Genomic DNA, 13,610 nt, shown 5'->3' with positions numbered 1-13,610 from the left:
CGACTACCTGCGGTACGCGATGTTCGACAAGTACTTCAAGAAGATCGGCAACTGCGTCGGGGCCAGCCACCGGGGCGTTCGCGGTGGCCACCAGGGGCGACTGGGAGGGCCTGCCCGACCGGGCGGAGCTGACGCTGCTGGACCACGAGCTGGGCGGTACGGTCCGCTGACCGGGTGACGGGCGGTCGGGCCTGCCCGACCGCCGCCCCGCAGATCGTTTGGAGGAGCGAGATGGAGCTGACCGAGCCGACCGTCTGGAGCACCGACCGGTTGGAGCTGGGCGAAGGGCTGCGCTGGGTCGACGACCGCCTGGTCCTCGTCGATCTGCTGGCCGGACGCCTGCTGGAAACCGACGGCGACGCCCCCGCCCCGCTGCGGGAGGTGCGCCGTCTCGACGTTCCGCTCGGCGCGGTCGCCCCGGTGGCCGGCCGGCCCGGTGACTGGCTGGCCGCCGCCGGAACCGGCCTCACACTGCTGCCCGCCACCGGCGACCCCCGACCGGTCGCCGACCTGGTCGCTGACGCACCCGAGCCCACCCGGATGAACGACGCGGTCGCCGACCCGCACGGCCACTTCTGGGCCGGCAGCATGACGTACGCGGCGGTCCCCGGCGAGGGCACGCTGTTCCGGCTCACCCCCGGCTCGGCACCGGTGCCCGCGGTGACCGGACTGACCATCCCGAACGGGCCGGCGTTCGACGCCACCGGCACCACCATGTACCTCGCCGACACGCCGCGCGGCGAGATCGACCGGTTCACCGTCGACCCCGCGACCGGGGCCCTGAGCGGGCGGGAGCCGTTCCTTCGCCTGCCCTCCGCCGACGGCGGCCCGGACGGCATGACCATCGACGCCGCCGGTCACCTCTGGATCGCGCTGTGGGGCGGTTCGGCGGTACGCCGCTACCGGCCCGACGGGACCCTGGAGCAGGAGATCCGGCTGCCGGCGCAACAGCCGGCCGGAATCTGCCTGGGCGGCCCCGACCTGCGCCGACTCTTCATCGGCACCGCCCGGGTGGGGCTGACCACGCCCGGCCCGGAGGACGGGGCGCTGCTCGCGGTGGACGTCGCCGTCCCCGGCCTGCCCGCCGCCAGGGCCGCCGCACCGGTGGCCTGACCGAGACCCGGACCGGCCCGCCCTCCCGACTCCGCTGGCTGGCCACGCATACCGGACGTCCGCGCGGGAAGAGCCAGCACAGGAGCGGGACATCCGGCGGATCGGCAGGGAGCGGGCGATGAGCACCATGGGGCGGGCGTCATGAGTGGGCCGGTCGGCGACGAGCCGGTTGGCGAGTTGGAGCTGGTGCACAACTTCACCGGCCCGATGCCGACCGGAGTGAGCGTCTCGCACTCCGGTCGGATCTTCGTCAACTTCCCGAAGTGGGGCGACGAGGTGCCGGCCACCGTCGTCGAACTGCGCGACGGTCAGGAGGTGCCCTACCCCGACCGAGCGTGGAACGACCCGTCCGGCGACGACGACGCGGGTGCGTTCGTGTCGGTGCAGAGCATCGTGGTCGACCCGGCGGACCGGCTCTGGGTGCTGGACACCGGCAGCCCGATGTTCCAGCCCACCAAGCCGGGTGGTCCGAAACTGGTCCGGGTCGACCTGGAGACCGACACGGTCGCCCAGGTGATCACCTTCCCTGCGGACGTGGCGCTGCCGACGACGTACCTCAACGACGTCCGCTTCGACCTGCGCCGCGGCGAGTCCGGCGTCGCGTACATCACCGACTCGGCCGACTCCGGGCCGAACGGGATCATCGTGGTGGACCTGGCCAGCGGGGCGTCCTGGCGGCGGCTGCACGACCACCCGTCCACCAAGGCGGAGCCGTTGACGGCGTTCCGCCCGGTGGTCGAGGGTCGGCCGTTCCTCGAACGGCCGGCGGACGGGCCACCGAAGCCGGTGGGGATGGGCTCCGACGGCATCGCGATCTCCGCCGACGGCAGCCGGCTCCACTACTGCCCGCTGGCGTCCCGACGCTGGTACAGCGTCTCCACCGAGGCGTTGGCCGACCCGGGGGTCACCCAGGAGGCGGCCGCCGAGACTGTTGTCGACGAGGGCGACAAGGGCACCGCGTCGGACGGGTTGGAGAGCGACGACGCGGGCCGGTTCTACCTCACCTCGTACGAGCACAACGCGGTGCTGCGCCGACTGCCGGACGGCGAGTACGAGACGCTGGTCCACGATCCGCGGCTGCTCTGGCCGGACACCATGTCGGTGGCCACCGACGGGTACCTCTACGTCACCGCCAACCAGCTGCACCGGCAGCCGCAGTACCAGCGCGGTCAGGACCTGCGGCGCAAGCCGTACGCGCTGTTCCGCACCCGCATCGACGCCGGCCCGGTGCTGCTACTCCGCTGAGCCCGCGCCAGTCGTCAGGTGGCGGGCAGGGTGCGGTCCAGGAGGTCGAAGAGGGCTACCCAGTGACGCTCGGTGGCCTGCTCGTCGTACATCGGGGTGTCGGCCATGGTGAAACCGTGGTGCGCACCGGTGTACACCTCGGAGCGGTAGCGCACCCCGGCGGCGTCGAGCGCCTTCTCCAGCGTGGCGATCTGCTCGGGTGTCATCGACTGGTCGGCGTCGGCGTGCCCGAAGTACACCTCGCCGGTGATCGAGCCGACGCCCAGGTGCGGGCTGTCCGGCGCGTCGGTGACGATCCGCCCGCCGTGGAAGCTGGCCACCGCCGCGATGCGGTCCGGGTGCGCCTCGATGGCCCGCAACGCGTTCGTGCCGCCCATGCAGTAACCGGTGATCGCGACCGGGCCCGAGCGGACGTCGTCCCGGGCGGCCAGGAAGTCCAGGTAGGCAGCGGTGTCCCGGCTGACCACCTCGGGGGTCAGTGCGCCGATCAGCGGCATGATCTGCTCGAACAGGGCGCCGCGCTGGTCCGGCTCACCGAGCCGGGACAGGTCGAACAGGGGTGCCCGGCCGGCCCGGTAGAACAGGTGGGGAGTCAGCACCAGGTAACCGCGCTCGGCGATCCGCTCCGCCATCTCCACCAGGCGGGGGCGCGGTCCGAAGGCGTCCATGAAGAGCAGCACCGCCGGGAACGGCCCGTCGCCGTCCGGTCGGGTCAGTGACGCGTCCGCGATCCCGTCGTCGGTCGGGATGTCCACCGTCGTCGTCTGCACCACGCCTCCTCGCACGCCGATCTTGGTCTGATCCGAACGCTACTCGCCGTGTCGGCGTGCCCGGTGGGCAGCTGCGTGAACGCGGCGTCAAGAAACGGCGGTGGCCCGTCGAAACGGCGTATCGGCGGCCGCTTCGCCGCCGTTCGGTGGTGACGATGGGCCCATGAGTCCTTGGCGGATGACACGCTGGGAACGCGGAGACCTGCCGCCCGGCACCGACAGCGACCCGGGTGAGCGCGCGACCAGCGCCGACGGGCCGCGGCGGCGGCACGAGGCGCTGGTCAGCGTGCGGCTCGGCCCGTCCGCGCCCGGCAGTCACCTGGTGGAGTACCTGCGGCACGAACCGTGCGCTGTCGACGCGTGGTGGATCGCCGCCGACGTCGACGCCGTGATCCGCCTCGCCGCCGACAGCATGACAGTGCTGCAACATCAGGGATGTTGGTGCCTCGGGCGGCCGGGAGGCAGCAACTTCGCCGAAGTTGCTGCCTCGTCCGGCCTCGGAGCGGGTGTGCGGGGCGGGTCAGTGTCCGGTGGAGGCCAGGTAGCGGTCCTCGTTCGGCATGAGCACCCAGAGGATCAGGTAGACGATCACCTGCGTGCCGGGCAGCAGCAGGGACAGCAGGAACAGCAGCCGGACCATCCCCGCGGACATGCCGAACCGTCGACCGAGGCCAGCGCAGACACCGGCGAGCATGCGCCCCTCGCGGGGCCGGACCAGTTTGCGACTCATCGTCGTACTCCCACTCTGCGGCGGTACGCCGCGTCTGCAATCCACGGTAGAAGGGGATGACCAGCTCGCCCTCGGTCGCGAGGAGGAGCGGCAACCCGTGGACCCGTAGGTGCTGTACCCCGATGACCCCTTCCTGACGCCTCTCCGAGCCGTGCACCAGCGCGCTCCGAGTGTTCACGTCCAGTGGTCGGGTGGGCCGTGAGCTGGGCGGGTAGGCTGGCAGATCGGCCATCCACACCCCGGGTGGCCGCAACCCACACCCCGGGCGGTCACGAACGGGGCCGCCTACCGGCGGCCACGACCCGGCCGGTTCCGTACGCCGGGACGACGGCGAGGAAGCGCAGCCATGATCAGTGTTTTCGACCTCTTCAGCGTCGGTATCGGGCCGTCCAGTTCGCACACCGTGGGGCCGATGCGGGCGGCGCGTACGTTCGTCGGCGGGCTCAAGGCCGACGGATTGCTCAGTGACGTCGCGCGGGCGCAGGCCGAGTTGTTCGGCTCGCTGGGGGCCACCGGCCACGGCCACGGCAGCGGTCCGGCCGTGCTGCTCGGGTTGGCCGGCGAGTCGCCGGAGACTGTCGACACGGACACCGTCGGTCCTCGGGTCGAGCGGATCCGGGCCGAGCGGCGGATCAGCATCCTCGGCGCGCACGAGATCGACTTCGACCCGGACCGGGATCTGACGCTGCACCGCCGACGGTCGCTGCCGTACCACCCGAACGGGATGACCTTCGTGGCGTACGACGGTGCGGGGGCTGTGTTGCGCAGCCGCACCTACTACTCCGTCGGTGGCGGTTTCGTGGTGGACGAGGCGGCGGCGGGCGCGGACCGGATCAAGCCGGACAGCACGCAGGTGCGGTACCCGTTCCTGACCGGGGCGCAGCTCCTCGACGTCACGTCCCGCACCGGCCTGTCGATCAGCGAGGTGATGCTGGCCAACGAGCGTTCCTGGCGCAGCGAGGCGGACATCCGGGCGGGCCTGTTGGAGATCTGGCGGGTGATGCAGGAGTGCGTGCAGCGCGGTTGCGAGCGCGACGGCGTACTCCCTGGGGGGTTGAAGGTCCGGCGGCGCGCGGCGGAGCTGCGGCGCGGCCTGGAGGCGGACGCCGGCACGACCGACCCGCTGCACGCGATGGACTGGGTGACGCTGTTCGCGCTCGCGGTCAACGAGGAGAACGCCGCGGGCGGCCGGGTGGTCACCGCGCCGACGAACGGCGCGGCCGGGATCATCCCGGCGGTGCTGCACTACTACAGCCGCTTCGTCGACAACGCCGATGACGACGGCGTGGTGCGGTTCCTGCTGACGGCCGGCGCGATCGGTGTGTTGTTCAAGGAGAACGCCTCGATCTCCGGCGCGGAGGTCGGCTGTCAGGGTGAGGTCGGTTCGGCGTGCTCGATGGCGGCGGCGGGGCTGGCCGAGGCGCTCGGCGGCACCCCGGAGCAGGTGGAGAACGCGGCCGAGATCGGGATGGAACACAACCTCGGGTTGACCTGTGACCCGGTGGGTGGCCTGGTGCAGATCCCCTGCATCGAGCGGAACGCGGTGGCTAGCATCAAGGCGATCACGGCCGCCCGGCTGGCGCTGCGCGGCGACGGTGTGCACAAGGTGTCGCTGGACAAGGTCATCAAGACCATGCGGGAGACGGGCGCCGACATGAAGGTCAAGTACAAGGAGACGGCGCGTGGCGGTCTGGCCGTCAACGTGATCGAGTGCTGAGCCCGGTCGATTCGGGGCATTCGTTCACCGACTGCTAACCTGGCGTCCGTTTCAGGAGGCGGGAGGCTGCGGTGACCTCTGGCGTCGCGGCCCTGTGGTCGCACCGCAACTCGCTGCGCATCCTGGTCAGACGGGACCTGGCGGTCAAGTACCAGCAGTCGGTGCTGGGCTACTTCTGGTCGTTGATCGAGCCGCTCGGCATGGGCGCGATCTACTGGTTCGTGTTCGGGGTGCTCTACTCCCGCGACACCGGGCGGCACCTCGGCGAGGCCGCCGAGTCGTACCCGTTGTTCCTGATCACCGGAATCTTCGCGTGGATGTGGACCAGTTCCGCGCTGAGCGAGGCGACCAACGCGCTGACCGGCCAGTCCCGGCTGATCACCACGATGAACGTGCCGCGTCAGGTCTTCCCGATCGGCCGGGTCACCGGCCGGTTCGCCGAGTACGCGGCCGGCCTGCCGATCCTGATCGCGATCGCGGTGATCTACGCGGCGCACGGTCGGATCCACCCCGGTTTGTCGTTGCTCTCCCTCCCGCTGGCGGTGCTGGTCCAGGCCGTCCTGCTGACCGGGCTGGCCCTGCTGCTGTCGGCGTGGAACGTGCTGATGCGCGACGTCGAGCGGTTGATGCGGTTGATCATTCGGGTGCTCTTCTACGCCACGCCGATCATCTACCCGCTCAGCCTGGTCCGGGAGTCCAGCCTGCCCGACTGGTTGAAGGTGGCGTACGAGCTGAACCCGCTGGTCGGGATCTTCCAACTGCACCACGCGATCTGGTATCCGGACGAGTTCCCGGACGCCCGGCTGCTCGCCACCACTGTCGTCGGCAGCCTGCTGGTGCTGACCGCCGGCTGGTGGTCGTTCCGTCGGTTGGAGCCCGCCGTGCTCAAGGAGCTGTGACGTGGCCGCCCCGATCATCGAGGCCGACGGGCTGGGCATCCGGTTCGTCCGTAACCGTCGCCGTCAACTGCGGCTGCGGGAGTTGTTCATCCACCGGGGGGCGCGGGGTGCGCTGCCCGGCCAGTTCTGGCCGCTGCGGGACGTGTCGTTCACCGTCGAGCCAGGCGAGACCGTCGGGGTGATCGGCCGCAACGGCACCGGCAAGAGCACCCTGCTGCGGCTGATCGCCGGGGTGCTCATCCCGGATGAGGGCGACATCCGGGTGCACGGCGCGGTGGCGCCGTTGCTGGAGTTGTCCGCCGGTTTCTCGAACGACCTGACCGGCCGGGAGAACCTGCACCTGGTCGGTGGGCTGCACGGACTGTCGACGGGCTACCTGAAGCGGCACTTCGACGAGATCGTCGAGTTCGCCGGTGAGCAGGTGGAACGGGCCATCGACACGTCGGTGCGGCACTACTCGTCGGGCATGAAGGTGCGGCTCGGATTCGCGATCATCTCGCACCTGCCGCACCCGATCCTGCTGATGGACGAGGTGACCGCGGTCGGCGACGCGGAGTTCCGCAAGAAGTGTTACGCGACGATTGATCGTCTGCTCGGGGAGGGGCGCACGCTGGTGTTGGTGTCACACAACGAGAAGGACCTGACCCGGTTCTGTCGTCGGGGGCTGTACCTCGACGCGGGCCGGTTGACGCTCGACGGCACCATCGCCGAGGCGCTCGACGCGTACCACGCCGCGGTCCAGCAATGACGCTCGCGATCGTGCTCGCCGCCGGGTCGTCGGCGGCGGGCCTGACCACCGCGGCCGGTGAGCCCCTGGCCGACCGTCTGGCCGTCCAGCTGCGCCAGGCCGGGGCGGACGACGTGCGCTTCGCGGCCACCCTCGACGAGGTGACCGCGCTGGTCGCCGGCGCCACCGCCCCGGTGCTGGTCACCGGCACCGACCTGGTGGCGCACACCGCCGTACTGCGGCACCTGGCCACCAGCCCGGTGGGGCCCACTGTGGCGCTGGTGCTCGGCGACCCACCGGTCCCCGGTCGGGCGGCCGTGCGGGAGGAACGCGGCCAGGTGGTCGACGCCGGCGCGCTGGACACCCTCGACGGGGACGCGACAGGCGTGTTCGGCGGCGCGCTGCGGGTCGGCGTGGACGACCTGCCGACCCTCGCCGCCGCCGCCCGGGCCGCGGCGGGTGGCCCCGGGCCCGCTGTGGACCGGCTCTTCGCGGGTCTCGCGGCGCTCGGCACCCTGATCTTCGCCCAGCGGGTACGCCTGCTCGTCGCCCGCCGAATCGAGAGCGCCGACGAGCTGACCGCTGCCGAGGCGGCGGTGACGGCTGTGAACGAGGACCGGGCCGAGCTGCGGCTGTCGGTGAAGGAGAAGGACGACTTCTTCTCCACCTACTTCGTCAGCACCTGGTCCCCGTACCTGGTTCGGTTGGCGGCCCGGCTGCGGCTCACCCCGACCGGGGTGACGGCGATCTCGGTACTGTTCGCGCTGGCCGCGGCGGTGCTGTTCGGGGTCGGCGGGCGGCCCGCGCTGGTCGGTGGCGCGGTGCTGCTCTACCTCGGGTTCGTGCTGGACTGCGTGGACGGCCAGTTGGCCCGGTACACCCGGAACTTCAGCGCCTGGGGTGGCTGGCTGGACACGATGGCGGACCGGGCCAAGGAGTACCTGGTCTACGCCGGGCTCGGCTTCGGGGTCAGCCACGCCGGGTTGGGCAACGGCTGGGCCCTCGCCATCGCCGCGATGACGTTGCAGACCGTCCGGCACATGACCGACACCTGGTACGGGGTGCTGCACGACGAGGCGGCCCGCCGACCCCGGACGACCACGGGTGCCAGCGGCGGGATCGGTGACCGGCTCAACGCGGCGTCAACCCGGGTGCAGGCGGACACCGGGTCGTTGTCGTACTGGCTGAAGCGGACCGTGGTCTTCCCGATCGGCGAGCGGTGGGCGCTGATCGCGCTGACCGTGGCGCTGTTCAACCCGCTGGTCAGCCTGATCGCGGTGCTGGTGTGGGGTGTGCTGGCGTTCGCGTACACCGGGGCGCTGCGCACGTTGCGGGCCCGCTGGATGTGGGTGCCGGTGCTGGACACGGTCGACACCACCCTGCACCGCGACGACGGCCCGTTGGCCCGTTGGCTGCCGGTGGTCCGCCCGATGGGGCCGCTCACCCTGGCGGTGATCGCCGCGCTCGGCCCGGCGGTGCTGCTGGTCGCGGCGCTGCTGACGGACACGCCGGACGGGCTGCGCTGGGCGGTGCCGGTGGCGCTGCTGGTGCTACTGGTCGGTGGCCTGGGTGCGGGCGCCGCGCACAACGGTCCGCTGGACTGGCTGGTCCCCGCGGCGTTGCGGGCCGCCGAGTACCTGTTCGCCATCGCGGTCGGGGTGGTCGGCGGAGTGCCGGGTTGGCTGATCTTCGGGTACGTCTTCGTGCTCACCGTGCATCACTACGACCTGACCGCCCGGCTGGAGAAGCGGCAGGCGGCACCGCCGTTGCACGCGGCCACGCTGGGCTGGGAGGGGCGCTCGGCGCTGCTGGCCCTGACGGCGATTGTCGGCGTGGCGGGTAGCGGTCTGGCTACACTCGGTGCGTACCTTCTCGTGGTTTTCGTGGTGAGCGTCGTCCTGGCCTGGTTCGTGCGACCGGCCCGTAGCGCGCGGGCGTCGGTTACGCCGGTGGGCGCTGGAGGTGCCGCGCCGCACTGACGGAGGGACGGCCGGATGACCCTGATCAGCTTCGTGGTGCCGGCCTTCCGCGTGCAGGGATACCTGCGTGAGTGCCTGGACTCCGTGCTCGGCCAGCCGGAGACGGACATCGAGGTGATCGCCGTCGACGACTGCTCGCCGGACGCCAGCGGCGACATCATCGACGAGTACGCGGCCCGCGACCGGCGGGTCCGTTCGGTTCGGCTGCCGGAGAACGTCGGCCTCGGTCCGGCCCGCAACATCGGGTTGGACCGGGCCGCCGGCGAGTACGTGTGGTTCCTCGACGGCGACGACTGGTTGACCCCGGAGTGCCTGACCGAGGTCGCCGAGCGGTTGCGGGCGACCCGCCCGGACGTGCTGCTGGTCGACCACGTGCGCACCCACTGGAACGACACCGCCACCCGCAGCGCGATGGCCGAGGTGTTTCCGGAGTCGCCCGGCCCGGAGACCTTCCGGCTGCGGGACCGGCCGGAGGCGATGCACCTGCTGCACACCGCGTGGAACCGCCTGGTCCGCCGGGAGTTCCTGGTCGACCTGGGCCTGCGCTTCGCCCCCGGCTGGTACGAGGACGTCTCGTTCAGCTACCCGGTGCTGATGGCGGCGCAGCGGATCGGCGTACTCGACCGGGTGTGCGTCAATTACCGGCAACGCCGCGCCGGCGCGATCACCCGGACCCGCGGTGACCGCCATTTCGAGGTCTTCCCACAGTGGCATCGGGTCTTCCACCTGATGGACGAGTGGGGGCCGGCGACGGACTCCCTGCGGCCGGCGGTCTTCGAGCGGATGATCTGGCACTACCTGACAGTGCTCGGCAACGGCCAGCGGATCGCACCGGAGTTGCGTCCGGCGTTCTTCGCGCAGATCACCGCCGACTACGAACGGTGGCTGCCGCCCGGCGGCTATCCGGTGCCGGACGGGGTGGAGGGGATCAAGCACCGGCTCGTCGCCTCCGGCCGTTGGCGCACGTTCAGCGCGTTGCGGACCGCCAGTCGGGCCCGCGACGTCGCCCGCAGGCAGGCCCGTACCGCCCGACGGCGGGTCGGCCCGGTCGCGCGACGCGGTGCCCGGCTGACCCGCGACGGGCTGCTGCGTGAGTACTACCGGGCCGAGTTGCGCCGCCCGGTCGATCCGACGCTCGCGGTGTACGCGGCGTACTGGTACCGCGGATACTCCTGCAACCCGGCGGCGATCTACGAGGTCGCCCGCCGATTGGCGCCGGGTGTGCGCGGGGTGTGGGTCGTGCGCCGGGACCGGGTGGACACCGTGCCGGCCGGGGTGGAGTACGTGGTGGCCGGCACGCCCGCGTACTACCGGGCGCTCGCCCGCGCCCGGTGGCTGGTCAACAACGTCAACTTCCCGGATTTCGTGCGCAAGCGACCCGAGCAGGTGCACCTGCAGACCCACCACGGCACCCCGGTCAAGGTGATGGGCCTGGACCAGCAGCGCTACCCGATCGGCGCGGGCCGGATGGACTTCGCCGGGCTGTTGCGCCGGGTGGACCGCTGGGACTACAGCGTCAGCGCGAACAGCTTCTCCACGCAGATGTGGGACCGGGCGTACCCGGCCACGTACACGACGTTGGAGGTGGGCTACCCACGCAACGACCGCCTGGTCACGGCCGGCCCGGAGGAGGTCCGCCGACTGCGCGCCGAGTTCGGCGTCGGTCCCGACGAGCAGGTCGTGCTGTACGCCCCGACGCACCGTGAACACCTCCCCGGCTACCGGCCGCCGTTCGACCCGGACCGGTTCGTGCGGGCGTTGGGTGACTCCGGTCGGTTGCTGATGCGCAGCCACTACTTCCACGACCGGGACCGGCGTCCCGGCCGGCCGGTGGACTGGGAACGGGTTCGCGATGTCAGCGGTTATCAGCGGGTGGAGGATCTCTATTTGGTCGCCGACGTGTTGGTAACCGACTATTCGTCGGCGATGTTCGACTACGCGGTACTCGACCGGCCGATCGTGCTCTACGCCCCGGACTGGGAGGCGTACCGGTTGGCTCGGGGGGTCTACTTCGACGTGACGGCCGAGCCGCCCGGCGCGGTGGCCACCACCTTCGGAGACCTGGTCGATGTGTTCCGCAGCGGCGAGGTGCGCTCGGACGCGGCGAACAAGGCCCGCGAGCATTTTCGAAGCCGGTTCTGCACATTGGACGACGGGCATGCGGCGGAACGGGTGGTGCGTCAGGTTTTCCTGGGGGAGCCGAGCGGGCGTTCTTCGCCCTGTTGATCGCTTGTGTCGTGTAATAGCAGCGTCATCAACCAAACATGAGACGTTTACCCGATGTGCGAATCGAATGATCCTGGTCACAGTCTCTGGGTCGGCAGGGACTAGCTGGGGGGGACGACGGTGAGCACCGTCACGCTCAAGGATGTCAGCAAGGTCTTCAGGGACGGCACACTGGCCGTCGACAGCATCAATCTCGATGTGAACGACGGCGAGTTCATGGTGCTCCTCGGGCCGTCCGGCTGCGGCAAGTCGACTGTGCTGCGGATGATTGCCGGCTTGGAGGACCCGACCCAGGGCGCGGTCATGCTCGACGGGGAGTTGGCGAACGACCTGCCTCCACGGGAACGCAAGATCGCCATGGTCTTCCAGGACTTCGCGCTCTACCCCCACATGACCGTCGGCGACAACATCGCCTTTCCGCTGCGGTTGGCCGGGGTCGAGCCGGAGCCGAGGGGCGAGCGGGTCAGCGACGTGGCGAGTGCCCTGGGCATCGGTGACGTGCTGGCCCGCAAGCCGGGTCAGCTCTCCGGCGGCCAACGGCAGCGGGTGGCGATGGGCCGGGCGATCGTCCGGCGGCCCGGTCTGTTCCTCATGGACGAGCCGCTCTCGAATCTGGACAGCGGTCTCCGCGCGGAGCTGCGCGCGGAGATCTCGGGCCTGACCCGGGAGCTGGGCGTCACCACCGTCTACGTCACCCACGACCAGGCCGAGGCGCTCACCATGGCCGACCGGGTGGCGATTATGCGCCGGGGCGTGCTCCAGGACGTGGGCACACCCACGCAGGTGTACGGGCGGCCGGCGACGCTCTACGTTGCCGCCTTCCTGGGCAGCCCGCGGATGAACCTGTTGGAGGCGTCGGTCTACGTCCACCTCGACCGGTACGTCACGCTGAACCTCGGTGAGCAGTCGCTCTACCTGCCCTGGAACGACATCCGCAGTAGGGCGGTGGCGCACTACCACGGTGAGCGGATCGTGGTCGGCATGCGGGCCGAGGCGCTCACTCCGGTCTCCCCGGACAGCCCCGGCGATGTGCTGCGGGGGCGGATCCGCTACCTGGAACACCACGGGCACGAGTCGTTGGCGTTCCTCGACATCGGCGCGACCGCGATCATGGTCGACGAGATGGGCGCACCGCTCGACCCGCCACCGGTCGGCCAGCGTGGTCTGCGCCGGTTCGGATCGGTGATGCAGCGGCTCACCGGCAAGCCGGTGGAATCGCAGGCACCCGCGGTTGGCGGCGGCGCCCAGACCAGCGTGCTCCCCGACCCGGGCCGGCACCACCGTCGCCCGGCGGAGTTGGCGGTGCGGCTGGCGCCGTATCCGGCGGTCAGCGCCGGTCACCCGCTCGCCGTCTCGGTCCGAATGGACGCGCTGCACTTCTTCGACGAGCGCGGCGCCCGAATCGACGTGGGTTGGCGCTGACGACTCGCCGTGACGGGGTGGCGGGCCAGCCACCCGGTGTCCTACCGTCTGCGCACCCAGTCCACTGTGCAAGTCCACCGAGAGGGGTGCATCCGTGTCGGGTGACCGTCCCAGTCCGCTCGTCATCGAGCGCATCCTGCGGGATCGCGCGGGCATCTGGCAGCAGATCGTGGCCGAGGGTGACCTCAACGCGCTGACCGGGCGGATGCTCGCCAGCTCCGCCATCGCGCTGGCCTGCTACGGGGCGGTGCTGGGGGCCTTCCACAGCCCGCTGATGGCGCTGACCTCGGCGCTGAAGCTGCCACTGCTGTTCCTGGTCACGCTTGCCATCTGCCTGCCCACGCTCTACCTGTTCAACCTGGTCTTCGGCGCCCGGCTCTCGGTGCGGCAGTCGTTGGCGCTGGTGATGGTGGCGATCACGGTCACCTCGATGCTCGCTGTGGCGTTCGCGCCGATCAGCCTCTTCTTCCTGATCACCGCACCCGACTACGGGTTCTTCAAGCTGCTCAACGTGGCGATCCTGACCCTGTCGGCGCTGGTCGGGCTGCGCTTCCTGACCGGCGGGATGCAGGTGCTCAACGACCACGGCCTGCTAACGCCGGAGGCCACCAGGACCCAGGCCGACGCGTACGCCCAGGTCAACGTCCCGGCCCAGGCCGTGCCCGCAGCCGTGCCGGCCGACCCGGCCCCGACCGGTCCAGCTCGCGATGCCCGGCGGCAGCATCCGCTTGTACTTCTCGTTGGTGTAGATGTCGCCCAGGAAGGTGACGGCCTGCACCGTC

The 13,610-nt window shown here is 71.0% G+C and carries 10 protein-coding genes and 2 pseudogenes; 10 read left to right on the top strand and 2 right to left on the bottom strand.

What is annotated here, in order from left to right:
• From ACWCO3_RS21360 to ACWCO3_RS21350, 3 genes and pseudogenes are all read left to right on the top strand, one after another.
• Nucleotides 1-67, top strand: a pseudogene (locus tag ACWCO3_RS21360) (glycoside hydrolase family 48 protein); the annotation flags it as partial.
• A gap of 164 nt (nucleotides 68-231) precedes the next feature.
• Complete coding sequence (locus tag ACWCO3_RS21355) at nucleotides 232-1,113, top strand: SMP-30/gluconolactonase/LRE family protein (RefSeq protein WP_450011620.1); 882 nt, start codon at nucleotides 232-234, stop codon at nucleotides 1,111-1,113.
• A 141-nt stretch (nucleotides 1,114-1,254) separates the two neighbouring features.
• Nucleotides 1,255-2,358, top strand: coding sequence for an L-dopachrome tautomerase-related protein (locus ACWCO3_RS21350; protein WP_450011618.1), 1,104 nt, complete (start codon nucleotides 1,255-1,257; stop codon nucleotides 2,356-2,358).
• A gap of 14 nt (nucleotides 2,359-2,372) precedes the next feature.
• Here the strand turns inward: ACWCO3_RS21350 and ACWCO3_RS21345 are convergent, their stop codons facing one another.
• Both ACWCO3_RS21345 and ACWCO3_RS21340 read right to left on the bottom strand, forming a co-directional pair.
• Complete coding sequence (locus ACWCO3_RS21345; protein ID WP_450011616.1) at nucleotides 2,373-3,128, bottom strand: dienelactone hydrolase family protein; 756 nt, start codon at nucleotides 3,126-3,128, stop codon at nucleotides 2,373-2,375.
• A gap of 520 nt (nucleotides 3,129-3,648) precedes the next feature.
• Nucleotides 3,649-3,858, bottom strand: coding sequence for a PspC domain-containing protein (locus ACWCO3_RS21340; RefSeq protein WP_030329606.1), 210 nt, complete (start codon nucleotides 3,856-3,858; stop codon nucleotides 3,649-3,651).
• 346 nt (nucleotides 3,859-4,204) lie between these two features.
• On the opposite strand from ACWCO3_RS21340, the gene ACWCO3_RS21335 reads away from it, so the two are divergent.
• The 7 genes and pseudogenes from ACWCO3_RS21335 to ACWCO3_RS21305 all read left to right on the top strand — a co-directional run.
• Nucleotides 4,205-5,575, top strand: coding sequence for an L-serine ammonia-lyase (locus ACWCO3_RS21335; protein WP_450011614.1), 1,371 nt, complete (start codon nucleotides 4,205-4,207; stop codon nucleotides 5,573-5,575).
• A 71-nt stretch (nucleotides 5,576-5,646) separates the two neighbouring features.
• Nucleotides 5,647-6,474, top strand: a complete 828-nt coding sequence (locus tag ACWCO3_RS21330; RefSeq protein ID WP_357931216.1) for an ABC transporter permease — start codon at nucleotides 5,647-5,649, stop codon at nucleotides 6,472-6,474.
• A 1-nt stretch (nucleotide 6,475) separates the two neighbouring features.
• Entirely contained in the window at nucleotides 6,476-7,222 is a 747-nt protein-coding gene (locus ACWCO3_RS21325; RefSeq protein WP_145786036.1) for an ABC transporter ATP-binding protein, read from the top strand.
• Nucleotides 7,219-9,180 (top strand): DUF5941 domain-containing protein, encoded by a 1,962-nt coding sequence (locus ACWCO3_RS21320; protein WP_450011611.1) that lies wholly within the window; start codon nucleotides 7,219-7,221, stop codon nucleotides 9,178-9,180. The genes ACWCO3_RS21325 and ACWCO3_RS21320 overlap by 4 nt, the downstream gene beginning before the upstream one ends.
• 15 nt (nucleotides 9,181-9,195) lie before the next feature.
• The gene (locus tag ACWCO3_RS21315; RefSeq protein ID WP_357931211.1) at nucleotides 9,196-11,406 is read left to right on the top strand and encodes a bifunctional glycosyltransferase/CDP-glycerol:glycerophosphate glycerophosphotransferase; all 2,211 of its coding nucleotides are present in this window, start codon (nucleotides 9,196-9,198) and stop codon (nucleotides 11,404-11,406) included.
• A gap of 120 nt (nucleotides 11,407-11,526) precedes the next feature.
• Nucleotides 11,527-12,828: an ABC transporter ATP-binding protein gene (locus tag ACWCO3_RS21310; RefSeq protein ID WP_145786039.1), complete on the top strand. Its 1,302-nt coding sequence runs from the start codon at nucleotides 11,527-11,529 to the stop codon at nucleotides 12,826-12,828.
• 94 nt (nucleotides 12,829-12,922) lie between these two features.
• Nucleotides 12,923-13,610: pseudogene (locus ACWCO3_RS21305) on the top strand (hypothetical protein); the annotation flags it as partial.

This window comes from Micromonospora sp. NPDC002411 (genome assembly GCF_053592955.1).
Note: the sequence above shows the minus strand (reverse complement) of the source record. Positions and strands in the feature narration are given on the sequence as shown.